Source organism: Pararhodobacter aggregans (genome assembly GCF_003075525.1).
Lineage (GTDB): Bacteria > Pseudomonadota > Alphaproteobacteria > Rhodobacterales > Rhodobacteraceae > Pararhodobacter > Pararhodobacter aggregans.
Genome location: NZ_QDDR01000019.1, coordinates 1 through 20,596, shown reverse-complemented (window position 1 = coordinate 20,596; position 20,596 = coordinate 1). Strand labels below are relative to the sequence as shown.

Annotated in this window: 25 protein-coding genes and 1 pseudogene; 22 read left to right on the top strand and 4 right to left on the bottom strand. The window is 67.1% G+C overall.

The features are described from left to right. Window positions 1–14: 14 nt before the first annotated feature. The gene (locus DDE23_RS23535) at window positions 15–416 is read right to left on the bottom strand and encodes a hypothetical protein (protein ID WP_107755013.1); all 402 of its coding nucleotides are present in this window, start codon (window positions 414–416) and stop codon (window positions 15–17) included. 111 nt (window positions 417–527) lie between these two features. Between DDE23_RS23535 and DDE23_RS23530 the strand changes: the two genes are divergently transcribed. The 4 genes from DDE23_RS23530 to DDE23_RS23515 all read left to right on the top strand — a co-directional run bounded on the left by DDE23_RS23530 (window position 528) and on the right by DDE23_RS23515 (window position 2,356). Further along, window positions 528–809 (top strand): hypothetical protein, encoded by a 282-nt coding sequence (locus DDE23_RS23530; protein WP_107755014.1) that lies wholly within the window; start codon window positions 528–530, stop codon window positions 807–809. Between the two features lie 60 nt (window positions 810–869). Continuing rightward, on the top strand, window positions 870–1,184 hold the full coding sequence (locus DDE23_RS23525; RefSeq protein ID WP_107755015.1) for a hypothetical protein: 315 nt from the start codon (window positions 870–872) through the stop codon (window positions 1,182–1,184). Window positions 1,185–1,270: 86 nt separating this feature from the next. Beyond that, window positions 1,271–2,029, top strand: a complete 759-nt coding sequence (hisF, locus tag DDE23_RS23520) for an imidazole glycerol phosphate synthase subunit HisF (RefSeq protein ID WP_107755016.1) — start codon at window positions 1,271–1,273, stop codon at window positions 2,027–2,029. 15 nt (window positions 2,030–2,044) lie between these two features. Further along, window positions 2,045–2,356, top strand: coding sequence for a phosphoribosyl-ATP diphosphatase (locus DDE23_RS23515; RefSeq protein ID WP_107755017.1), 312 nt, complete (start codon window positions 2,045–2,047; stop codon window positions 2,354–2,356). A 57-nt stretch (window positions 2,357–2,413) separates the two neighbouring features. On the opposite strand, the gene DDE23_RS23510 is transcribed toward DDE23_RS23515, so the two are convergent. Next, a complete protein-coding gene (locus tag DDE23_RS23510) occupies window positions 2,414–4,030 on the bottom strand; it encodes a bifunctional metallophosphatase/5'-nucleotidase (protein ID WP_107755018.1) in 1,617 nt (538 codons plus the stop codon). Between the two features lie 189 nt (window positions 4,031–4,219). Here DDE23_RS23510 and DDE23_RS23505 point away from each other — a divergent pair, with 189 nt between their 5' ends. From DDE23_RS23505 to DDE23_RS23495, 3 genes are read left to right on the top strand one after another with little or no spacing between them, the layout of a single operon-like run. After that, window positions 4,220–4,558: a DUF952 domain-containing protein gene (locus DDE23_RS23505; RefSeq protein WP_107755019.1), complete on the top strand. Its 339-nt coding sequence runs from the start codon at window positions 4,220–4,222 to the stop codon at window positions 4,556–4,558. Beyond that, entirely contained in the window at window positions 4,558–5,610 is a 1,053-nt protein-coding gene (locus tag DDE23_RS23500; protein ID WP_107755020.1) for a quinone-dependent dihydroorotate dehydrogenase, read from the top strand. Before DDE23_RS23505 ends, DDE23_RS23500 begins: the two co-directional genes overlap by 1 nt. Continuing rightward, window positions 5,601–5,927: an ArsC/Spx/MgsR family protein gene (locus DDE23_RS23495; protein WP_107755021.1), complete on the top strand. Its 327-nt coding sequence runs from the start codon at window positions 5,601–5,603 to the stop codon at window positions 5,925–5,927. Before DDE23_RS23500 ends, DDE23_RS23495 begins: the two co-directional genes overlap by 10 nt. 21 nt (window positions 5,928–5,948) lie before the next feature. Here the strand turns inward: DDE23_RS23495 and DDE23_RS23490 are convergent, their stop codons facing one another. Beyond that, the gene (locus tag DDE23_RS23490) at window positions 5,949–6,824 is read right to left on the bottom strand and encodes a lytic transglycosylase domain-containing protein (RefSeq protein WP_107755022.1); all 876 of its coding nucleotides are present in this window, start codon (window positions 6,822–6,824) and stop codon (window positions 5,949–5,951) included. Between the two features lie 417 nt (window positions 6,825–7,241). Between DDE23_RS23490 and DDE23_RS23485 the strand changes: the two genes are divergently transcribed. The 15 genes from DDE23_RS23485 to DDE23_RS23415 all read left to right on the top strand — a co-directional run bounded on the left by DDE23_RS23485 (window position 7,242) and on the right by DDE23_RS23415 (window position 20,322). Further along, the gene (locus tag DDE23_RS23485) at window positions 7,242–7,454 is read left to right on the top strand and encodes a pilus assembly protein (RefSeq protein WP_107755023.1); all 213 of its coding nucleotides are present in this window, start codon (window positions 7,242–7,244) and stop codon (window positions 7,452–7,454) included. A 188-nt stretch (window positions 7,455–7,642) separates the two neighbouring features. After that, window positions 7,643–8,476, top strand: a complete 834-nt coding sequence (gene cpaB / locus DDE23_RS23480; RefSeq protein ID WP_107755024.1) for a Flp pilus assembly protein CpaB — start codon at window positions 7,643–7,645, stop codon at window positions 8,474–8,476. A gap of 238 nt (window positions 8,477–8,714) precedes the next feature. Then, on the top strand, window positions 8,715–10,118 hold the full coding sequence (locus DDE23_RS23475; protein ID WP_107755025.1) for a type II and III secretion system protein family protein: 1,404 nt from the start codon (window positions 8,715–8,717) through the stop codon (window positions 10,116–10,118). Window positions 10,119–10,216: 98 nt separating this feature from the next. After that, window positions 10,217–10,765, top strand: coding sequence for an OmpA family protein (locus DDE23_RS23470; RefSeq protein ID WP_107755026.1), 549 nt, complete (start codon window positions 10,217–10,219; stop codon window positions 10,763–10,765). A gap of 219 nt (window positions 10,766–10,984) precedes the next feature. Next, the gene (locus DDE23_RS23465; RefSeq protein WP_107755027.1) at window positions 10,985–12,226 is read left to right on the top strand and encodes a CpaE/TadZ family protein; all 1,242 of its coding nucleotides are present in this window, start codon (window positions 10,985–10,987) and stop codon (window positions 12,224–12,226) included. Between the two features lie 10 nt (window positions 12,227–12,236). Then, the gene (locus tag DDE23_RS23460) at window positions 12,237–13,712 is read left to right on the top strand and encodes a TadA family conjugal transfer-associated ATPase (protein ID WP_107755028.1); all 1,476 of its coding nucleotides are present in this window, start codon (window positions 12,237–12,239) and stop codon (window positions 13,710–13,712) included. 15 nt (window positions 13,713–13,727) lie between these two features. Further along, window positions 13,728–14,696, top strand: coding sequence for a type II secretion system F family protein (locus DDE23_RS23455; RefSeq protein ID WP_107755029.1), 969 nt, complete (start codon window positions 13,728–13,730; stop codon window positions 14,694–14,696). A 12-nt stretch (window positions 14,697–14,708) separates the two neighbouring features. Then, window positions 14,709–15,698, top strand: a complete 990-nt coding sequence (locus DDE23_RS23450; RefSeq protein WP_107755030.1) for a type II secretion system F family protein — start codon at window positions 14,709–14,711, stop codon at window positions 15,696–15,698. Then, entirely contained in the window at window positions 15,695–16,243 is a 549-nt protein-coding gene (locus DDE23_RS23445; protein WP_107755031.1) for a tetratricopeptide repeat protein, read from the top strand. Before DDE23_RS23450 ends, DDE23_RS23445 begins: the two co-directional genes overlap by 4 nt. Before the next feature lie 29 nt (window positions 16,244–16,272). Further along, complete coding sequence (locus tag DDE23_RS23440) at window positions 16,273–17,115, top strand: tetratricopeptide repeat protein (protein ID WP_107755032.1); 843 nt, start codon at window positions 16,273–16,275, stop codon at window positions 17,113–17,115. 9 nt (window positions 17,116–17,124) lie between these two features. Beyond that, a complete protein-coding gene (locus DDE23_RS23435; RefSeq protein ID WP_107755033.1) occupies window positions 17,125–17,622 on the top strand; it encodes an A24 family peptidase in 498 nt (165 codons plus the stop codon). A 21-nt stretch (window positions 17,623–17,643) separates the two neighbouring features. Beyond that, on the top strand, window positions 17,644–18,963 hold the full coding sequence (locus tag DDE23_RS23430) for an ATPase (RefSeq protein WP_107755034.1): 1,320 nt from the start codon (window positions 17,644–17,646) through the stop codon (window positions 18,961–18,963). An 80-nt stretch (window positions 18,964–19,043) separates the two neighbouring features. Further along, on the top strand, window positions 19,044–19,472 hold the full coding sequence (locus DDE23_RS23425) for a PaaI family thioesterase (protein WP_107755035.1): 429 nt from the start codon (window positions 19,044–19,046) through the stop codon (window positions 19,470–19,472). A gap of 54 nt (window positions 19,473–19,526) precedes the next feature. Further along, on the top strand, window positions 19,527–19,865 hold the full coding sequence (locus tag DDE23_RS23420) for an ArsR/SmtB family transcription factor (RefSeq protein ID WP_107755036.1): 339 nt from the start codon (window positions 19,527–19,529) through the stop codon (window positions 19,863–19,865). After that, window positions 19,849–20,322: an SRPBCC domain-containing protein gene (locus tag DDE23_RS23415; RefSeq protein ID WP_107755037.1), complete on the top strand. Its 474-nt coding sequence runs from the start codon at window positions 19,849–19,851 to the stop codon at window positions 20,320–20,322. The genes DDE23_RS23420 and DDE23_RS23415 overlap by 17 nt, the downstream gene beginning before the upstream one ends. Before the next feature lie 53 nt (window positions 20,323–20,375). Here DDE23_RS23415 and DDE23_RS23410 read toward each other — a convergent pair. After that, window positions 20,376–20,596 (bottom strand): annotated as a pseudogene (locus tag DDE23_RS23410) (bifunctional methylenetetrahydrofolate dehydrogenase/methenyltetrahydrofolate cyclohydrolase); the annotation flags it as partial.

Sequence of the window (20,596 nt, the reverse complement as noted above, 5' to 3'; positions counted from 1 at the left end):
CCCGCGAGAGGGGCTCAGCGCGCCGCCTCGGCAAACAGCGGATCGGCAGTCAGCCGGATCGCCAGCGAGACCGGGACGCCGCGGGTTATCATGCGGCGAAACACCGCCTCGCCGCGGGAGCCTCGCGCCACCCCCGGCGGCAGCGCCGCCTGCCCCCCGTCGCGCAACGAGGCGGTCTGGCGGGCCAGCGGCCGTGTGTCGCGGGCCGTGCTGCCGGGGCAGCCTTCGAGCAGGCCGTCATGGGCGGCATTCCCCGCCGCCGCCATCATCGTCCCGGCCTGGGTCAGCAGCGCGCATTCGGCGGCGATACGCGCGGCGCCCGTCGGCGCGGCGCGGGGCGCGGGCGCACCGGCGCTGCAGGCGGCAAGCGTCAGGGACAGCAGGCAAAGCGGGGGAAGCAGGGCAAGGGATCGCATGCCCTGCTTTCTAGTGCGCGGACCCCCGCCTGTAAATCGCGCCTCACGCGACTGTTGGTTGGGCACCCCCCGCCTGGCAGGCAGACTGCGCCCCATCGGACAGGAGAGCGGATGCGCTGGGGCTGGATCTTCGTGGCACTGATGGTGCTGGTGGGCTTGATCCCCATCCTGTCGCTGAGCGCGCTCACGGCAGTGTCGACGCTCGCTGGCTGCCGCAGCGCGCTGGGCTACAACGATCCCTGCCACTGGGCCGGGCTGGACTGGAGCGGCCTCCTGCACGGGCTGGACATCGCCGGGCGTTTCTTTTTCCTGACGGCACCGATCGCGCTGGCGGGCTTCGTGCTGGGCATCGCCCTGGCGCTGGTCCTTCTGGTGCGGCGCGCGCGCGATTGAACCGAGGCCGCGGCGGGCACGACCCATCGGGTAAACCGCTCATCAGGGAAGGGACAGCCCATGCTTTTTGACGACGACGGCGATGGCGACCACGGCACCGGCCTGTTCGAGAATACCCGCCGCCCCCGGCGCGAGCCCGAACCGCTCAGCCCCGGGATGCGGCTGGCATGGCGGCTGGGAACCTTTCTGCTGCTTCTGGGCTTCGTGCCGCTGGTGGTCTGGGTGCTGGCCCGGCAGATCGGCTGGGGCGACGCGGCGCTGGGGCCGCTGACGCTGATCGCCCTGCCTGTCTCGGCCCTGGGCGGGCTGATGATCGTGGTGCTGGTCCTTCTGTCGGCGCTGGGGGCGATCCGCCGGGGCAAAGACCGCTCCTGACCCCCGGGCGCGCCGGTTCGGGCTTTCCTAAGCCCCCGCCCGGCGCTAGGGAGGGGCCAGGAACCCGCAAGCCCAAAGGCGTGGCCATGCTGAAAACCCGGATCATCCCCTGCCTCGACGTGGCCGATGGCCGCGTGGTCAAGGGCGTCAATTTCGTCAACCTGATCGACGCGGGCGACCCGGTCGAGGCGGCCAAGGCCTATGACGCGGCGGGGGCGGATGAGCTGTGTTTCCTCGATATCCACGCCACGCATGAAAACCGCGGCACGATGTTCGATCTGGTGACGCGCACCGCCGAGCAATGCTTCATGCCGCTGACCGTGGGCGGCGGGGTGCGCACGCATCACGACGTCCGCGCCCTGCTGCTGGCGGGGGCGGACAAGGTGTCGTTCAACTCGGCCGCCGTCGCCAATCCCGACGTAATCGCCGAGGCCGCCGACCGTTTCGGCAGCCAATGCATCGTCTGCGCCATCGACGCGAAGACCGTCGCGCCCGGCCGGTGGGAGATCTTCACCCATGGCGGGCGCAAGCCCACCGGCATCGACGCGGTCGAGTTCGCCCGCACCGTGGCCGCCAAGGGCGCGGGCGAGATCCTGCTGACCTCGATGGACCGCGACGGGACCAAGGCCGGATTCAACCTGCCGCTGACCCGCGCCATCGCCGATGCGGTCGACGTGCCGGTCATCGCCTCGGGCGGGGTCGGGACTTTGGACCATCTGGTCGAGGGCGTGACCGAGGGCCATGCCTCGGCGGTGCTCGCGGCCTCGATCTTCCACTTCGGCACCTACACCATCGGCGAGGCCAAGGCGCATATGGCCGCCGCCGGGATTCCCGTCCGACTTTGAACCAGTGAGGGTCTGATGAGCGCGATTGCCCGACTTGCCGCCACCGTCGAGGCCCGCAAGGGCGCCGATCCCGAAACCAGCTGGACCGCCAAGCTGCTGTCCAAGGGGCCCGAGAAATGCGCCGAGAAATTCGGCGAAGAGGCCATCGAAGCGGTCATCGAGGCGGTCAAGGGCGACCGCGCCCGGCTGACCGCCGAGGCCGCGGATGTGATGTTCCACCTCTTGGTGATGTGCACCGCCCGGGGCGTGACGCTGGCCGATATCGAGGCGGAACTGACAAGGCGCGAAGGCACCTCGGGCATCGCCGAGAAGGCCGCCCGCAAATAACCCGGACAATGACAAAGGGGGGCCGCAGGGCCCCCCTTCGCATTCCGGTCACCGGCCTCAGCGGCGGGTGATGCGCCCATCGGTATAGGGCTGGTAGGGGGCATTGGCCTGCAGATAGGCGGCCAGCACATCGGCCAGATCCGGGCCGAAGTCATAGGCGTTCATGCCGCTGTCGCGGAAGATCGCGTAGCCGTCGCCACCGTTGCGCATGTAATCGTTGGTCACCACGCCATAGGTCGCGTCCGGGTCGATCGGCACCCATTCACCGTCCGCCTGCACCATCACGTCGCTGACGCGGCTGCCCGCCGGGGCGGCCGGATCGAAGGTGTAATGCAGACCCGCGACCTGCGGGAAGCGGCCCGCGCCGTCCTCAAGCTGGCTCACGCCGTTCTCCAGGGCGGCCACGACATTGGCGCCGGTTAGCTGGAAGGTGGCCAGCGTGTTCTGGAACGGCAGGACTTCGTAGACCTCGCCCATGGTGATCATGCCCTCGTCGATCGAGGCGCGCAGACCGCCACCGTTCTGGATGGCGATGGTCACGCCCTGATCGGCGACGCGGGCCAGCATGGCATCGGCCACGAGGTTGCCCATGGTGCATTCCACCTGACGGCAGACATTGCGGTCGCCCTCGATCATCGCCGAGGTCTCGGCGACGTTCTGGGCGCGCATCTCGTCGATCGGCCCGGCCAGGCTGTCGACCCAGGCGAGGACCTCGGGATCGGGGGTGACCTCGTTGTTCAGCACGATGGCGTCGCCCGAGGCATAGACCACGTTCAGGTCGTCATCGAGTTCCAGCACCAGATGGCCCAGGTATTTGCCATAGGCGCCGGCGGTCACGACCGGGACCATCGAGCCGTCCGAGGAATCCACCCAGGTCGGATAGGGGCCCTGCCGCGCGGGATCCGAGGCCGAGAGGAAGGTGTGGCTGTGGCCGCCGACGACGGCGGCAAGGCCGGGCACCTGCGCCGCGATTTCCTGATCGAGGCGATAGCCCACATGGGTCAGGGCGATGATCGGCGCGGCGCCTTCGGCCTGCAGCGCGGCGACGGCGGCGTTCAGCGCCTCGATCTCGTCCGAGAACAGCACGGTCGGCCCCGGCGAGGCGGTCTCGGGCGTGTCGGTGGCCAGCGCCGAGACGATGCCGATCCGCAGGTCGCCTTCCTCGATGATCGTGTAGGGCGCGACGCGGCCCGCCAGCACCGGCTCGCCCGAGACGTCGATGTTCGACGACAGGACCGGGAAGCTCACGGTATCGAGGAACACGGCCAGACCGGCCGGGCCGAGGTCGAATTCATGGTTGCCGACGGCCATGGCGTCAGGTTGCAGACGCTGCAGGAAATCGGCCTCCACCTGCCCGCCATAGGTGGTGTAGAACAGCGAGCCCTGCGAATCGTCGCCCGCGTCCAGCAGGATGACCGGATTGCCCTCGGCCTCGATGGCGGCGCGCATCTGGGTGGCCAGCGTGTAGAGCCGCGCGGCCCCGCCGAAGCATTTGCCCTCGGCCTCGTCGCTGTCCGAGCAGGTCGAGTTGAAACGGCTGATCGATTCGATCCGGCTGTGGAAATCGTTGAAATGCAGGATGTGCAATTCGGTCGAGGCAAAGCCCGGAACGGCAGAGGCCGCCACCAAAGCGGTCGAGCCGAGGATAGCCCTGAGGCGGATACGAAGCGACATATGATTCCCCTGTTGGATTTTTTCCCGAAGGTCAAAGATTGCGCGGAGCAGACGGCGAAGTCAAAGGCCCTGAGCGCGATCTGGCACCCGCAGATGACAGAGCCATGACGTGCCTTGTCGTTGGCCCTGTCGTTAGGCTTCGCCATGCTGCCCATTGACCGGCAGGCGCGCATTCGGCATGAGCAGGCCATGCTGGTTTACAAGATCTTCCGCCGTTCCGAATGGGACGATCTCGTCGCCCATGGCCGCAGTGCCGGGGCTCCCGTCGATCTGGCCGATGGCTATGTGCATATGTCGACCCCGCAGCAGGTGGTGGAAACCGCCGCCAAGCATTTCGCGGGCGAAAGCGATCTGGTGCTGCTGGCCATCGAGACCGACCGTCTGGGCGAGGCCCTGAAATGGGAACCCTCGCGCGGGGGGCAATTGTTCCCGCATCTCTACCGGGATCTGACCCGGGCGGATGTCGTCTGGGACAAGTCGCTGCCCCTTGGGGCGGCGGGCCATATCTTCCCGGAAGGGGTCGTGTGATGATCGAGGCTCTCGGCCTGTGGGCCATGCACCGGATCGACCCGGAAACCGCGCATGGGCTGACGCTGAAGGCGCTCAATGCGGGGGCTGTGCCCCTGGACGGTGTCTTCACCTCGTCCCGGCTGCGCACGCAGGTCGCCGGGCTGGCGCTGCCCAACCCGGTGGGGCTGGCCGCGGGTTTCGACAAGAACGCCGTGGCGCTGGGGCCGCTGGCCCGCGCCGGCTTCGGCTTTGTCGAGGTCGGCGCTGCGACCCCCCGTCCGCAGCCCGGCAATCCCCGCCCGCGTCTGTTCCGGCTGTCCGAGGACCGGGCGGTCATCAACCGTTTCGGTTTCAACAACGAGGGGGCCGAGGCCATCGCCCGGCGTCTGGCCGGCCGCGCGCCGGGGCCGGTGGTGGGGCTGAACCTCGGTGCCAACAAGGACAGCGCCGACCGCGCTGCCGATTTCGCCACCGTGTTGCGGCTCTGCGGCCCGCATGTGGATTTCGCCACGGTCAACGTATCCTCGCCGAACACCGAAAAGCTGCGCGACCTGCAGGGCGCCGCAGCGTTGCGCGGGCTCTTGGCGGGGGTGATGGCCGAGCGTGACGCGCTGGAGCGGCGGATCCCGGTGTTCCTGAAGATCGCACCCGATCTCGACGCCGCGGAACTGTCTGACATTGCCGGTGTCGCGACCGAGGCGGGGGTCGACGCGATCATCGCCACCAACACCACGCTATCGCGCGAAGGGCTGAAAAGTCCCCATCGGGGCGAGACGGGCGGGCTGTCCGGCGCGCCGCTGTTCGAAAAGTCCACGCGGGTTCTGGCGCAGCTTTCCGCCCTGACGGGGGGCGGCCTGCCGCTCATCGGCGTGGGCGGCATCGCCTCGGCCGAGGATGCCTATGCCAAGATCCGGGCGGGGGCGAGCGCCGTGCAGCTCTATTCGGCGCTGGTCTATGGCGGCTTCTCGCTGGTCGGACGGATCGCCCGGGGACTGGACGGGTTGCTCCGCCGCGACGGATTTGCCAGCGTGACCGAAGCGGTCGGCACCGGGAGGGACGAATGGCTGTAGAGATCTGGCACAACCCGCGCTGCTCGAAATCCCGCGCGGCGCTGGCCTATCTGGAGGCGAAGGGCGTGACGCCGGAGGTCCGGCTCTACCTCAAGGACGGCCCCTCGCAGGAGGAACTCCGCGACATGCTGCTGGCGCTGGGACTGCCCGCCTCGGCGCTGTTGCGCAAGGAAGGCGCCGCGCTGAAGGGCGAGGCCGAGAATGTGATCGTCGCCGCCCTGGCCGTCGATCCCGGGCTGATCGAACGCCCGGTGATCCGCAACGGATCGAAAGCGGTGATCGGCCGCCCGACCGAAGCGATCGACGAGATCCTGTAACCGGGACCTTGCGCGGGCGCCCTACCCCGCCGTCCTGACCGCCCGCACGGCAAAGACGCAGGCGTCGCTGGGCAATTCCGGCACCGTCGCGCAGAGGCCGCGCGCCACGTTCCACGCGGACAGGACCCGCGGCACGTAATCGCGCGTCTCGGCATAGGGCGGCACGCCGCCGTTGCGCCGCACCGCACCCTCGCCCGCGTTGTAGCCCGCCAGCGCCAGCACCACATCGCCGTCGAACTCGTTCAGCAGCCAGTCCAGATAGGCCACGCCGCCCCGGATGTTCTGCACCGGGTCCATGGCGTCGCCGACCCCGAAGCGCGCGGCCGTGGCCGGGATCAGCTGCATCAGCCCCTGCGCGCCCGCATGGCTGACCGCCGTATGCCGCCCGCTGCTTTCGACCGAGATCACCGCCAGCGCCAGGGCGGGCGACACCCGGGTGCCGATGGTCGCGCGCAGGATCGCCGCATTGTGCCGCGCGGCGATATCCTGCAGGTGCTGCACCCCGGGCTCGGGCACGCGCCGCCCCTCGGGCGCGTCGCGCAGGGCCGCCATCGCCGCCAGGAACCGCCCCTCGCCCTGCGCGAGGTTGGGCGAGACCTGGGTCCAGAACCAGCCGAAGCGGGCGCCATCGGCCCCGATCTCGGGCAGGGGCTGGGGCTGGGCGACGGCGGTCAGGCGCGGGGCGACCGGTTCGGGCGGGGCCAGGCGGCGGGCCTGTTCCTCGGGATCGACCTGCACGGTGATGCGGCGGCTGCCGTCGGCGGGCGCCACACCGATCCGCCGGAAGGTGAAATCGCCCTGCGGCGCCACCTGCGCGGGTGCGGGCAGGCCAAGGCAGGCCGCCCCGGTCAGGGCCGCCGCGATCAGCGGGAAACGGGTGGGCAAGCTGCTCGGCATGGCCCCGGGGTTCTTGTTGTTATGCGCCAGAGTGCCAGAAATCCGCCGGGCGCGCAAATATCCTGCGCGCAGGCACGGGGTGGCGGCGCCGGGCATCGCATTTCGCGCCTCGGTTTTGTGGTTAAGCGCGCGAATCGCGAGGGCAGCCCCGGTTCGACCGGCCTGCGGTCTTAACGAAAGATCGCCGGATCGTGAACAAACCGGCCGCACGACCGCCCTGGTTTCCGGGTTCGGCACAAGCCCCGAAAATGCACCCCGTCCGACACGATTTGGCCCGAATTGGCGCACGATCCCGCCGCCATGGGGGTCGATAAGGATCCTGCCAGAACGAAGAACGGTTCAAAAACCCTCAACCCTCCGAGCTCCGGGCTGGCACGCAGAACACCCCGCTTAACCCCTGTACTCTGGAGAGTAACCATGAACTTCCTGAACACCGTCAAAGCCTTCGCCGCCAACGAATCCGGTGCCGTGACCGTTGACTGGGTCGTGCTGACCGCCGCCATCGTGGGTCTGGGCCTGGCCGTCGTGACCTCGGTCAGCTCGGGCGTCGGCACCCTCGGCTCCAGCATCTCGACCGCGCTGGGCGGCATCACCGTGAACGCCCCGGAAACCGTCGGCTTCACGCAGTAAACCTTTCCGTTCAGACCTTTCCGACGGGCCGCATCCCCGGATGCGGCCCGCTGTAATTTTAGTCAATCGCCGGACAACTTTCCCTTTCCAGCCATCATCTTGCCCGATTCACCATGCAGAAATGGTGAACGTAGTTGGTAAGAGTGATCCGCACCAAAGCGGATCTGGCAGGCGTTCAGGAGCGAGCAATGCGAGCTGTGCAAATCGGTATTCTCGGTGTCGGGCTGGCCCTGGCGGGTTTCGGTGTCTTCATGGCGCAGAATTACGTCAGCCAGACGCAGGCCGCCATCAGCGCCGCCCAGGCCCGTAACAGCGCGGCGCCGACGATCCAGACAGTGACCGTCGCCGTCGCGACCCGCCCGTTGCGCTATGGCGAACCCATCGGCATCGACGCCGTCCGCACCATCAACTGGCCGGCCGATTCCGTGCCCCCCGGCGTTTTCCAGACCATCGAGGCGCTGGTGCCCGATCCCAACCGCCCTCGGGTCGCGCTCAGGGCCATGGAAGCGGGCGAGCCGATCCTGTCGGTCAAGGTCAGCGAACCCGGCGAGCCGGCCGGTATCGCCGCCATCCTGACGCCCGGCATGCGCGCCTTCACCATCCGCGTGGACCAGAATTCGGGCATTTCCGGCACGCTGCGCCCCTCGAACACGGTCGATATCTACTGGACCGGCCGCGGCGCGCAGGGCGGCGACATCACCCGGCTGCTGTCATCGGGCGTGCGGATCATCGCGCTGGACGAGAATGCCGACGAGGATCGCAACTTCTCGGGCGTGCCGCGTTCCGTGACCATCGAGGCCACCGCCGAGACCGTCGCCAGCCTGGCCCAGGGCCAGTCCACCGGACGGCTGTCGCTGTCGCTGGTCGGCCTCGACGACACCACGGCGCTGAGCCAGATCCAGGTCGACGGCAACAGCCTTCTGGGCGTCGAAACCGTGGTCCAGCAGGTGCAGGAGCGCTGCACCGTGCGCACCCGCCGCGGGGCCGAGGTCGTCCAGATCGAGATCCCCTGCACCAATTGAGGCAGGGCCGCCCCGCGGCCCGCTGCGTCAATCTTGCAACACCCGCGGCCCCCTATATCTGGGGGTCGTTGCGATTCTGCACGCCAGCGCTCGGGGCAGCCTGTGGAAAAGACAGGGGAATCACGCGAAAGACGCTCCGCAAACAATTGAAACTTGCAATAAAAACCGGATTCAAGCATTCTTTGACGAAACGGCCCGTCAGAGGCCCGATGTACCCGTGATCGAGAGGCAGGATCACATGAGCACGAAACGTAGGATTGCGTCGGTGATGGCGCTGGCCCTGTGGGGCCTTGGGCAGGCAGCGTTTACCAGCGTGCCGGCATCGGCGCAGACGCTGTCCGTGGCATCGAGCCAGGTGCGCGACACGCTGGCCGTGGCGATGAACCGGGCCGTCGTGGTCGAAAGCGACACGCCCTTCGTCGAGCTTTCCATCGCCAATCCGGGCATTGCCGATATCTCGACCCTCTCGGACCGCTCGATCTATGTGCTGGGCAAGGCGCCCGGCCGGACGACGCTGACCATCCTCGGCGCCAACGGTCAGCTGATCGCCAATGTGGAGGTGCAGGTCACCCCCGATGTCGCCGAATTCCGCGAGCGGCTGCGGCAGATCCTGCCCTCGGAACCCATCGAGGTGCGCACCGCCAATGACGGGATCGTGCTGTCGGGCATCGTGTCCTCGGGGGCGCGGCTCGATGCGGCGCTGCAACTGGCCGAGCGCTATGCGCCGGGCCGGGTCTCGAATCTGATGAACGTGGGCGGCACCCAGCAGGTCATGCTGCGCGTGCGCTTCTCGGAAGTGCAGCGCTCGGCCGCGCAGAGCCTCGCCGCCAGCCTCTCGGCGTCGGACGGCGTCTCGGCCGGGGGCACCGGGCGCTTCGCGGCCGGGGCGCTGACCACGGCCGGGGTGCCGGTGAGCGTGGCCCCGGCGACCCCCGCGCAGGGCGTTCTGGGCGGCGGCTTCTCCATCGGGTCGGTGCAGTTCCAGGTCATGCTGGAAGCGCTGGAATCGAACGGCCTGGCCCGCACCCTGTCCGAACCCAGCCTGACCGCCCTGTCCGGGCAGGAGGCGCATTTCCTGGCCGGTGGCGAAGTGCCGGTGCCGGTGGTGGGCGACAATGGCACGGTCACCGTGGATTACCGGGCGATCGGGGTCGAGCTGACCTTTACCCCCCGCGTGGTGGATGGCGATGTCATCAACCTGAGCATGGATGCCTCGGTCTCCAGCCCCGACAGCACCAATTCCTACAGCGCCAACGGCGTGACCCTGCCGGGCTTCCGCCGCCGCCAGACCTCGACCACGGTCGAACTCAGGGACGGCGAGAGCTTTGCCATCGCCGGCCTGTTGCAGGACGATTTCCAGGGCTCCATCGCCCAGGTGCCGTGGCTGGGCGACATTCCGGTGCTGGGCGCGCTGTTTCGCAGCGCCGATTACCAGCGCAGCCAGTCCGAGCTGATGATCTTCGTCACCGCCCATCTGGTGACGCCGACCCGGGGCGAGGCGCTGCTTCTGCCCACCGACCGCATCCGCCTGCCGAACGAGGCGCAATTGTTCCTCAACGGTCAGCTCACCGGCTCGTCGTCCGGTGCCGCCGAAGTCGCGCGGCAGGATTTCCGCGGCGGCTACGGCTATGTGATGGAGTAACCCATGACCGCCCCCGTCCGCAGACCCCTCTGATCTCGCGCCGCCTGCTGCTGCTGGGCGTTTCGGCCGGGGCGCTGAGCGCCTGTTCGGGCGCCTACATGGCCGCCGAAGTCGGCAGCGACCTGGACGAGGGCGGCTTCGGCACCCCCACGGCCAACAACATCCTGATCCACACCGGACAGCTGGATTACGTCGTGGCCCTGGCCGAGCGCTTCGCCCGCGAAGTGCCGAACACCGTGACCTTCCCCTTCGACAGCGCGACGCTGGACCCGGCCGCGCAAACCATCCTTGCCCAGCAGGCCCGCTGGATGCGCCACTTCCCCGAAGTCACCTTCCGGGTCTTCGGCCATACCGATCTGGTGGGGTCCGAGCGCTACAACCAGGGCCTCGGCCTGCGCCGCGCCCGCGCCGCGGCCAATTTCATCGTCCGGCAAGGCATCAGCCGCCGCCGGGTCGAGGCGGTCGTCTCCAATGGCGAGACGCAGCCGCTGATCCCGACGCCGGACCGCGAACGCCAGAACCGGCGCGCTGTCACCGAAGTCTCCGGTTTCGTGCAGGACAATGCGCGGATCCTGAACGGAGAGTATGCCCGTGTTGTGCATCGGGAATACGTCGAGAGTGCCGTGCGGGCCCCGAATACGCCCTGATACCTCTGCCGGGATACCCGTCCGGCAACCTCGCAGCGCCCCGCCGACCCTGTCGGCGGGGCGTCTGGTTTATTGACGCCCGGCCAGACAATTACGTTTTTTTAGCCCCATTAATGCCAAGATTACCGCCGAAGTTGGGAAGAACCCGGTGCCGCATGCCGTCGCGCGCCGAAGGTCGCGTACCACATGTCGGCAGAATGCCGGCGCGGAGGAAAGAAAATGTCGAGTGTGAGCAGCCCCGTCAAACACGTCGCCCCGATTCGCGCCTGCACCGTCTCGCGCGATGTGCAGAACTTCGACCTGCTGATCGAGGATATGGAGCTGGAACTCGGCGAAAGCTGGGGCGATCTCACCTTTCCGAGCGCGCTGAAATTCCTCGATCAACCCGATGCCAAGGGGCTGGAATTCATCGCCATCGCCCTGGATGACGACGATGAATCGAACATGGCCCTGGTCGAGGCGGTGATCCAGCGTGCCAATACGCTGAGCATCCGCGTGCTGCTCATCGCCGAAGAGCTGGGCCCGATCGCCCTGCACCGGCTGCTGCGTCTGGGCGCCAGCGATTTCGTGCCCTATCCGCTGCCCGAGGGCGCGCTGCATGACGCCATCCAGCGCCTGCGCGCCCCCTCGCCCGACATGTCGACCATCGCCCCGCAATCGCGGATGATGATGTCCCAGAACCAGCCCCTGGGCGCGGTCTATGCCGTGCAGCCGCTGGCCGGTGGGTCAGGCGCCACGACCTTCGCCGTCAATCTGGCGTGGGAGATCGCCAATTCCGGCAAGACCGCGCCCTCGGTCTGCCTGCTGGATTTCGACCTGCAGACGGGCTCCATCGCCACCTATCTGGACCTCGCCCGGACCGAGAAGGTCTATGAGCTTCTGTCCAACACCGCGGTGATGGACCGCGACTTCTTCCTCAACACGCTGCAGACCTTCAACGACAAGCTGAAGGTGCTGACCGCGGCCGCCGACATGCTGCCCCTCGACCTGATAACCCCTGACGATATCGAGCGGGTCATCACCATGGCCCGCGCCAGCTTCGAGGTGGTCATCATCGACATGCCCGGCACCGTCGTGCAATGGACCGAAACGGTCCTGAACGAATGCGACGCCTATTACGCGACGATGGAGCTGGACATGCGCTCGGCCCAGAACGCGCTGCGCCTGATCCGCGCGCTCAAGGCCGAGGATCTGCCGCTGGACAAGCTGCGCTATGTCCTGAACCACGCGCCCAAATTCACCGATCTGTCGGGCAAGGCCCGCGCCAAGCGGATGGCCGAAAGCCTGGATATCGAGTTCGAGGTGATGCTGCCCGATGGCACCGCCCAGGTGACGCATGCCAACGACCATGGCCTGCCCCTGGCCGAGATCGCGCCGAAGAACCCGCTGCTGAAAGAGATCCGCAAGATCGCCCAGTCCATCGTCGCGTCGAACCGCGACGAAGGCCGCGCCGCCGCCTGAGGAGAGAGACATGTTCTCGCGTTACCGCAAGGAAACCACGCCCTCGGGCCCCGCCAAACCGGAATCCCGCGCTGTCCCGGTGCACGAGATCGCCGCCGTCACCCCCTCGTTGCAGCCAGAGATGGCGGCACCGCGCCCGGCGCCGCGTCCCAGCTTCAAGGCCACGCATGCGCCGCAGCCGATCGCCGCGCAACCGGCCGCCAATGACAAGGACCGCCGCCGTCGCCAGCGTATCCTTGAGGTGAAGTCTGAACTGCACACGCGGCTCCTGGACAACCTGAACCTGGCCGCGCTGGACACCGCCTCCGAGGCCGAACTCAGGGCCGAGATCGCTGCGATTTCCGCCGAAGCGCTGAGCGAGATCAACTTCGCCCTCACCTCGGAAGAGCGGCTGACGCTGAACCAGGACCTCTATTTCGAGGTCAGGGGCCTCGGTCCGCTGGAACCGCTGCTCAAGGACGACACGGTCAACGACATTCTGGTGAACGGCCCCAACCGCGTTTTTGTCGAACGCGCGGGCAAGCTGACGCTGACCGATGTGACCTTCAAGGACGAACGCCACCTGCTCAGGATCATCGACAAGATCGTCTCGGCCGTGGGGCGGCGGGTCGACGAATCGAACCCCTATGTCGACGCCCGTCTGGCCGATGGCTCGCGTTTCAACGCCATGGTGCCGCCGGTGGCGGTCGATGGCTCGCTGGTCTCGATCCGGAAGTTCAAGAAGGAGAAGCTGGGCATCGGCGATCTGGTGGGCTTCGGCGCCTTCTCGGATGAGATGGCGATGTATCTGGAGGCCGCGGTCGCCACGCGCCTCAATGTCATCGTCTCGGGCGGGACCGGCTCGGGCAAGACGACGACGCTGAACGCGCTGTCCTCGTTCATCGACAATTCCGAACGCATCCTGACCATCGAGGATACGGCCGAATTGCAGCTGCAACAGGTGCATGTCGGCCGGATGGAATCCCGCCCGCCGAACGTCGAGGGCAAGGGCGCCGTCACCCAGCGCGACTGCCTGAGGAACGCGCTGCGGATGCGCCCCGACCGCATCATCGTCGGCGAGACCCGCGGCGAGGAGGTGATCGACATGCTGCAGGCCATGAACACCGGCCACGACGGCTCGATGACCACGATCCACGCCAACTCGGCCCGCGACGCGATCAGCCGGTTGGAGAACATGGTCGCCATGGCCGGGATCGAGATGCCGCTCAAGGCGGTGCGCAGCCAGATCGCCAGCGCCGTCAACCTGATCGTCCAGGCCTCGCGCCTGCAGGACGGTTCGCGCCGCATGGTCTCGATCACCGAGGTCACCGGCATGGAGGGTGAGATCATCACCATGCAGGAAGTGTTCCGCTTCGAGCGCACCGGACTGGAGCCGAACGGCAAGATCCTCGGTCATTTCACCGGCTCGGGCATCCGCTCGCATTATTCCGACCGGTTCAAGCGCTGGGGCTACGATCTGCCGTCCAGCCTCTATGACGCTGTCTGAAACGAGTAATCCATCATGAGTATCTCGCCCACCGTCATCATCTACATCGCCATTTTCGCCGGTATCCTGCTGCTGGTCGAGGCCATCTACCTGCTGGCCTTCGGCCGCTCGATCCGCCTGGGCAGCCGGATGAACCGCCGGCTGGAGATGCTGGACGCCAACGCCAACCGCACCGAAGTGATCGAGCGGCTGCGCAAGGAGGCGACGCAGCACTCGAAATCCACGGCCATCCCCTTCTATTCGCTGCTGGCCGAGAAGGCCGAAAAGGGCAAGATCGCCTTTTCGCCGTCGATGCTGATCGTGATGATGCTGCTGCTGGCGGTGGTGGTCTTCCTGGCCATGACGGTGCTGACGGCGGCGCCGCTGGGCGTGCGCGCCGGGGTCAGCGCGGCGATGGGCGTGGGCGCGGTCTGGTTCTGGGTGTCGGGCAAGGCCAAGAAGCGCCTGTCCCTGATCGAGGAACAATTGCCCGACGCCATCGACCTGATCGTCCGCGGCCTCAGGGTCGGCCATCCCTTCGTGCAGGCCCTGGCCGCCGCCGCGCGGGAAATCCCCGATCCCCTGGGTTCGGAACTGGGTCTCATCGCCGACGAGGCCTCCTACGGGCGCGACATGGGCGAGGCGCTTTTGTCCTTCGCCGAGCGGATGGACATGCAGGATCTGCGGTTCCTGGCCGTCGCGGTGACCATCCAGGCGCAATCGGGCGGCAACCTGGCCGAGATCCTGGACGGCCTGTCCAAGGTGGTGCGCGCCCGCTTCAAGCTGTTCCGCCGGGTCCGCGCCATCACCGCCGAGGCGAAATGGTCCGGCATGTTCCTGTCGGCCTTTCCGATCGTGGCGATGCTGATGATCTCGGTGGTGAAGCCGGATTACTACGATGACGTGAAGGAAACCGCGCTCTTCATCCCGACCGCGCTGGTGGTGGTGGCGTTCCTCGTCATCAACGTCCTCTACATGCGCAAGATGGTCAACATTCAGGTCTGAGGGGACAACGCCATGAACACCGATATCTTGGCCAGCCTCACTTCGCTGCCGGTGCTGATCGCGCTGTCGGTCGCGGGCGGTGTCACGCTGGTGCTGCTGATGCTGATGGGTCGCGGCAACGAGAAACCCGATCCGCTGGCCCGGCTCAGGGAACAGGCCCGCCGCGGCCCGGGAGAGGACCGCACGCGCCTGTCGCGCCGCGCCACCTCGGACGACACGGCGCTGGAAAAGAAGCTGGAGAAATTCAAGAGCTTCCTCGAGCCCACCGATCAGACGCAGATGGGCGACGCCAAGCTGAAGATGATCCAGGCCGGCTATCACGGCAAGAACGCGGTGCGCGACTTCCACGCGGCCAAGCTGATTCTGGCGATGGGCGGGCTGCTGATCGGCCTGGCCTATGTGCTGGTGGTGCAGCCGGGGGGCGAAGGATCCTCGGTCCTCGCCACCGCCATGCCGGTGCTGGTGCCGACGCTGCTGGGCTATTACTTCCCGATCTACTGGGTCAACAAGCGCCATGCCGAGCGTCAGTCGCAGATCACCCGCGGCTTCCCCGATGCGCTGGACATGCTGCTGATCTGCACCGAGGCCGGGCAGTCGATGGACCAGTCCATCAACCGCGTCGCCAAGGAGCTGAAGCCGGGCTACCCCGCGCTGGCCGAGGAATTCGAGACCGTCTCGCACCAGACCAAGGCCGGGATGGACCGGCTTGAGGTCCTGCGCGAGATGGGCGTGCGCTGCGGCAACAACGACATCAAGTCCTTCGTCACCGTGCTGGTGCAATCGGCGACCTACGGCACCTCGGTGGCCGAGGCGCTCAGGGTCTATGCCGGGGAAATGCGTGACAAGCGCGTGATGCTGGCCGAAGAGAAGGCGAACGTCTTGCCGACCAAGCTGACACTGGGCACAATGCTGTTCACCGTGCCGCCGCTGCTGATCATCCTGATCGGGCCGTCGGTCTACGGGGTGATCGAAATGCTCAGCACGGCCGACTTCAATCTATGATCCGACAGATCGGCGTGGCGGCGCTTCTCGCGCTGTCCGCCTGCACCCAGAGCGGCGAGTTCTCGCCCGACGGATTACCCGGCCGCGCTGTCAGCGCGGCCGAAGACGTTGACGGGCTGGTGGTCGGCCACCGGCTGATGGAGGCCGGCGAATACGAGCTGGCGATGCGGGCCTATTACCGCTCGATGGCCGAACAGGGGCCGACCGTTGACGCGCTGAGCGCGCTGGGTTCGGCCAATCTGCGGCTGGGACGGCTGGGCCAGGCCGAGCAGATGTTGCGCCGCGCCATCGACTTCGACCCCGATTTCGTGCCCGCCATCAACAACCTTGGCGTCGTCATGGTCGAGCGCGAGGATTGGGGTCAGGCCGCGCATCTGTTCCGCACCGCCTTTGCCCTCGATTCCGGCCGCTCCGAAGAAATCCGCGAGAACCTGCGGCTTGCTCTCGCAAATCTCGAGAATTCCGGCTATACTGGGGAAAACAACGATAATTTCGCTCTGGTGCGGCGCGGGAACGGACGCTTCCTTCTCCTCGCAACACCCTGAAAGCGACGAGCAGTGTAGAAGGACAGATCATGCGCAAGGTGTGGATGGCACCGGTGTGCCTGGCAGGTTTGGCCCTGCTGGGTGGCTGCGGTGAATCGATGCGGGCCCAGACGGCCCGGGCCATCGACAGCGTCCAGTCGATCGACCAGGAGAACATGGCCGAGATGATGCTGGCCGTGTCGGACCCGGCCGAGGCGATCCAGTATTTCACCGCCCAGTCGCAGGCCCATCCCGACCGGATCATCTTTCGCCGCGGCCTCGCCCGGTCGCTGATGCGCGCAGGCCAGGCCGAGCAATCCATCCCCGTCTGGCAAACCGTCATCGCCCATCCCGAGGCGACGATGGACGACCGCGTCGACATGGCCGAGGCCTATATCCGCGCCAACAACTGGGCCCAGGCCGAGGCCACGCTCAACGCCATCCCGCCGACGCATGAGACCTTCAACCGCTACCGGCTGGAAGCGATGGTCGCCGACAGCCGCCAGCAATGGGCCCGCGCCGACAGTTTCTACGAAATCGCCGTGGGCCTGACGCCGACCCCGGCCAGCACGCTGAACAACTGGGGTTATTCAAAGCTGACCCGCGGCGATTCGCGCGGCGCCGAGCGGCTGTTCCTGGAAGCGCTGCAGCATGACCGCACGCTGTTCACCGCCAAGAACAACCTGGTTCTGGCCCGCGCCGCCCGGCGCGACTACGAGCTGCCGCTGATCGAGATGACCCAGGGCGAACGCGCCGAGCTGCTCTACACCATGGCGCTGGCGGCGATCCGTCAGGGCGATGTCTCGATCGGGCGCAACCTGCTGCAGGATGCCGTCGCCACCCATCCCCAACATTTCGAGGCCGCCGCCAACGCCCTCGCCGCACTTGGCTAGGCCCGCAGCATGCTGACGCAATCCGCCTCGGCCGCGGTGTGGCTTCTGATTTTCGCCACACCCGTCTGCCTCTATGTCGCCTGGAGCGACCTCAAGGCCATGCGCATCCCCAACCTGGCGGTGCTGGCGCTTCTGGCGATCTATGCCGTGGTCGGCCTCCTGACCCTGCCGCTCGGCGAATGGGGATGGTCCTGGCTGCATCTGCTGGTGGTGCTGGTCATCGGCTTCGTGCTCAGCCTGACCGGCAGCTTCGGCCCCGGCGACGCGAAATTCGCCGCCGCCATGGCGCCCTTCGTGGCACTGGGCGACCTCAGGCTGTTCCTGGTCCTGCTCTGCGCCGTCTCCATCGCCGCGCTGGTCGTGCACCGGGCGATGCGCGCCATCCCCGCCATCCGCCGCGCCACGCCCGACTGGGCCAGCTGGCAACGCCGCGAATTCCCCTTCGGCATCGCCTTGGCGCCCGCGTTAATCTTTTATCTGGCTTTGGCGAGCATCTATGGACGGTGACGCCCTTTCTGAGGTCTGCGCATGAACGAGTTGTCCCCGGACGCCCGCATCGCCCCGCCGCCGCCTCCCACCACGCTGGAGGAGACGGGGCTGCCTGCGACGCTGATGCGGGACATCCTGCTCAAGACCATGTACCGCATGTCGCTGACGCTGGTCTCCGACATCTCGCGCATCGTCTGCCTGTCCTTCGCACAGGTGCAGCAGCTGATCGACGATTGCCGCGGCGAGCAACTGCTCGAGGCGATGGGCACGCTGCAGGCCAACGCCCGCTCCACCGAGATGGGCTTCCAGCTGACCGACGCCGGGCGCAAACGGGCGCAGCAGGCGCTGGCGATCTCGGAATATTACGGCGCCATGCCGGTCCCGTTGGAGAGTTACGGCGAACAGGTGCGCCGCCAGTCGATCCGCAAGGTCAAGATCACGCGTGAGCAGCTGGTGGCGGCGATGGGCGACCTGATCCTGCCCGAAAACCTGCTGTCGGACCTCGGCCCTGCGGTGACCTCGGGCCGGTCGATCCTGATGTACGGGCCCCCCGGCAACGGCAAAAGCTCGATCTCGAACGGGATCCGGGACGCGCTGGGCGACAACATCTATGTGCCGCATGCCGTGGTGCATTCGGGCCAGGTGATTGCCGTCTTCGACCCCATCGTCCACCGCAAGATCAAGACCGCGACCCAGGCAGGCACCTCGCTCAGGCTGCAATCCAACCGCTATGACCCGCGCTATGTGCTGTGCGAGCGGCCGACGGTCATCACCGGCGGCGAGCTGAAGCTGGAAATGCTGGAGCTGAAATACAATTCCGTCGCCCGCACCTATCAGGCGCCGTTGCAGTTCAAGGCCATGGGCGGGGTGTTCATCGTCGACGACCTCGGCCGGCAGGAGGAGCCGCCGCAGGCGCTGGTCAACCGCTGGATCGTGCCCCTGGAGATGAATTACGACATTCTCACCCTGACCTCGGGCGAGAAATTCATCGTCCCCTTCGATACGCTGGTGATCTTCTCGACCAACTTCCACCCGAACACGATCTTCGATCAGGCGGCGCTCAGGCGGATCTTCTTCAAGATCAAGATCGACGGGCCGAATCAGGCCGATTTCCTGAAGATCTTCGCCCTCGTCGCCCGCAAGCGCCGGATCCCGCTGAACGAGGATGCGCTGATCCATCTGCTGCAGACCAAATATCCGACCATCGACAACGTCTATGCCAATTACCAGCCGGTGTTCCTGATCGACCAGATGATCGCCATCTGCGATTACGAGGGGAAACCCTATCACATGTCGCCGGAGCTGATCGACCGGGCCTGGTCCAACATGTTCGTCCGCGACGAAGAGATCGTCCGCTAATCCGTGACGTAACGAAACGCGCGCGCCCCCTTGGTCGCGCCGGCGCTTCGCGGTTTCCTGTGCCGACAGGAGGACCGGACATGAGTGATTTCGCCCCGATCGACGCCAAGGCCCGCGCCAGTTTCGCCCGCCAGACCATGATGCAGACCATGGGGGCGGAACTGATCGAGACCGCGCCCGGCCGCTGCGTGATCCGCGCCGCCATCGCGCCCCATCTGCGCCAGCAACACGGCGCGGCCCATGCCGGGCTGGCCTTCACCATCGGCGATTCGGCCGCCGGTTACGCCGCGCTGACCCTGATGCCCGAAGACAGCGACGTGATGACGGTCGAAATGAAGATCAACCTGCTGTCGCCCGCGGTGGGCGAGGCGCTGGAGGCCGTGGGCCAGGTGGTTCGCGCCGGGCGGCGGCTGAGCGTGGTCAGCGCCGAGGTCTTCGCGCTGACGGGTGAGACGCGCAAATCCATCGCATTGCTGCAAGGGACGATGATCCCCGTCGCGCCCTCGTGACAATCCCTGCGCGATCCCTTATATAATTCACAAGCTATATAACGAATCGCTCACATGATTGCCCTGCCCGCCACCTTTGCCGCCCTGTCGGACCCCACGCGCCTTGCCATCCTGAGCCGGCTGGCGCAGGGCGAAGCCAGTGTCAACGACCTCGCGGCGCTGTTCCCGATCTCGCAGCCCGCCATCTCGCGGCACCTGAAGGTGCTGGACGAGGCCGGGCTGATCGAGCGCCGCGTGGACGGCACCCGCCGCCCCTGCCGCCTGAACCCCCAGGCTCTGGCGCCGGTCAGGCGCTGGATCTCGGATCTCGAACGCGTGATGGAGGCGAATTATGCCCGCCTCGACGCGCTGCTTGCCCCATCTGAAAGGACGCCCGATGCCCCTGACACTTGACCGGACCTCGCCCACCACCGCCCGCGTGACCCGCTTCTTCGCCGCCCCGCCCGAGCGGGTCTTCGCCGCCCATACCGAGCCCGAGCTGGTGCGCCAATGGCTGACCGGCCCCGAGGGCTGGATCATGACCCGCTGCGAGATCGACCTGAAGCCCGGCGGCCATTTCCGCTATGATTGGCAAAGCATCGACGGCAGCGCCGGGTTTCACCTCAAGGCCGAGATCCTCGAGGTCGAAGCGCCGTCGCGGATCCTGCATGTCGAGCGCATGTATCTGCCCGATGAAACCCCGTCCAACCGGGTCGAGACGCTGTTTCAGGCGCAGGACGGCGGGACGCTGATGGTGATGACCATGCAGGTCGAGACGGCCGAGACGATGGAGGCGATGCTTGCCACCGGCATGACCGACGGGATGGAGGCGAGCTACGCCAAGCTCGACGCCGGGTTCCTGCAGGGCTGATCGCGGCGCGCGTCTGGTAGGATGGGCAATATTGCCCATCCTACGGCGTCCGGTCAGGCCGTCAGCCCCTCGGGCTCGGCCAGGCCGTTCGCCCGGCAGCAGGCGGTCAGCGTATTGGCCAGCAGGCAGGCGATGGTCATCGGCCCCACCCCGCCCGGCACCGGGGTGATCGCCCCCGCCACCTCGACCGCCGAGGCGAAATCGACGTCGCCGACCAGCTTGTTCTTGCCGTCACGCTCGATGCGGTTGATCCCCACGTCGATCACCGTCGCGC

Coding starts and splice junctions, on each gene's coding strand:
- DDE23_RS23470 (WP_107755026.1), top strand. CDS start 10,217: ATGGCCGCCGAAGTCGGCAGCGACCTGGACGAGGGCGGCTTCGGCACC.
- DDE23_RS23465 (WP_107755027.1), top strand. CDS start 10,985: ATGTCGAGTGTGAGCAGCCCCGTCAAACACGTCGCCCCGATTCGCGCC.
- hisF (WP_107755016.1), top strand. CDS start 1,271: ATGCTGAAAACCCGGATCATCCCCTGCCTCGACGTGGCCGATGGCCGC.
- DDE23_RS23510 (WP_107755018.1), bottom strand. CDS start 4,030: ATGTCGCTTCGTATCCGCCTCAGGGCTATCCTCGGCTCGACCGCTTTG.
- DDE23_RS23420 (WP_107755036.1), top strand. CDS start 19,527: ATGATTGCCCTGCCCGCCACCTTTGCCGCCCTGTCGGACCCCACGCGC.
- DDE23_RS23505 (WP_107755019.1), top strand. CDS start 4,220: ATGCTGGTTTACAAGATCTTCCGCCGTTCCGAATGGGACGATCTCGTC.
- DDE23_RS23455 (WP_107755029.1), top strand. CDS start 13,728: ATGAGTATCTCGCCCACCGTCATCATCTACATCGCCATTTTCGCCGGT.
- DDE23_RS23530 (WP_107755014.1), top strand. CDS start 528: ATGCGCTGGGGCTGGATCTTCGTGGCACTGATGGTGCTGGTGGGCTTG.
- DDE23_RS23485 (WP_107755023.1), top strand. CDS start 7,242: ATGAACTTCCTGAACACCGTCAAAGCCTTCGCCGCCAACGAATCCGGT.
- DDE23_RS23440 (WP_107755032.1), top strand. CDS start 16,273: ATGCGCAAGGTGTGGATGGCACCGGTGTGCCTGGCAGGTTTGGCCCTG.
- DDE23_RS23425 (WP_107755035.1), top strand. CDS start 19,044: ATGAGTGATTTCGCCCCGATCGACGCCAAGGCCCGCGCCAGTTTCGCC.
- DDE23_RS23535 (WP_107755013.1), bottom strand. CDS start 416: ATGCGATCCCTTGCCCTGCTTCCCCCGCTTTGCCTGCTGTCCCTGACG.
- cpaB (WP_107755024.1), top strand. CDS start 7,643: ATGCGAGCTGTGCAAATCGGTATTCTCGGTGTCGGGCTGGCCCTGGCG.
- DDE23_RS23435 (WP_107755033.1), top strand. CDS start 17,125: ATGCTGACGCAATCCGCCTCGGCCGCGGTGTGGCTTCTGATTTTCGCC.
- DDE23_RS23415 (WP_107755037.1), top strand. CDS start 19,849: ATGCCCCTGACACTTGACCGGACCTCGCCCACCACCGCCCGCGTGACC.
- DDE23_RS23490 (WP_107755022.1), bottom strand. CDS start 6,824: ATGCCGAGCAGCTTGCCCACCCGTTTCCCGCTGATCGCGGCGGCCCTG.
- DDE23_RS23450 (WP_107755030.1), top strand. CDS start 14,709: ATGAACACCGATATCTTGGCCAGCCTCACTTCGCTGCCGGTGCTGATC.
- DDE23_RS23500 (WP_107755020.1), top strand. CDS start 4,558: ATGATCGAGGCTCTCGGCCTGTGGGCCATGCACCGGATCGACCCGGAA.
- DDE23_RS23430 (WP_107755034.1), top strand. CDS start 17,644: ATGAACGAGTTGTCCCCGGACGCCCGCATCGCCCCGCCGCCGCCTCCC.
- DDE23_RS23460 (WP_107755028.1), top strand. CDS start 12,237: ATGTTCTCGCGTTACCGCAAGGAAACCACGCCCTCGGGCCCCGCCAAA.
- DDE23_RS23495 (WP_107755021.1), top strand. CDS start 5,601: ATGGCTGTAGAGATCTGGCACAACCCGCGCTGCTCGAAATCCCGCGCG.
- DDE23_RS23475 (WP_107755025.1), top strand. CDS start 8,715: ATGAGCACGAAACGTAGGATTGCGTCGGTGATGGCGCTGGCCCTGTGG.
- DDE23_RS23525 (WP_107755015.1), top strand. CDS start 870: ATGCTTTTTGACGACGACGGCGATGGCGACCACGGCACCGGCCTGTTC.
- DDE23_RS23445 (WP_107755031.1), top strand. CDS start 15,695: ATGATCCGACAGATCGGCGTGGCGGCGCTTCTCGCGCTGTCCGCCTGC.
- DDE23_RS23515 (WP_107755017.1), top strand. CDS start 2,045: ATGAGCGCGATTGCCCGACTTGCCGCCACCGTCGAGGCCCGCAAGGGC.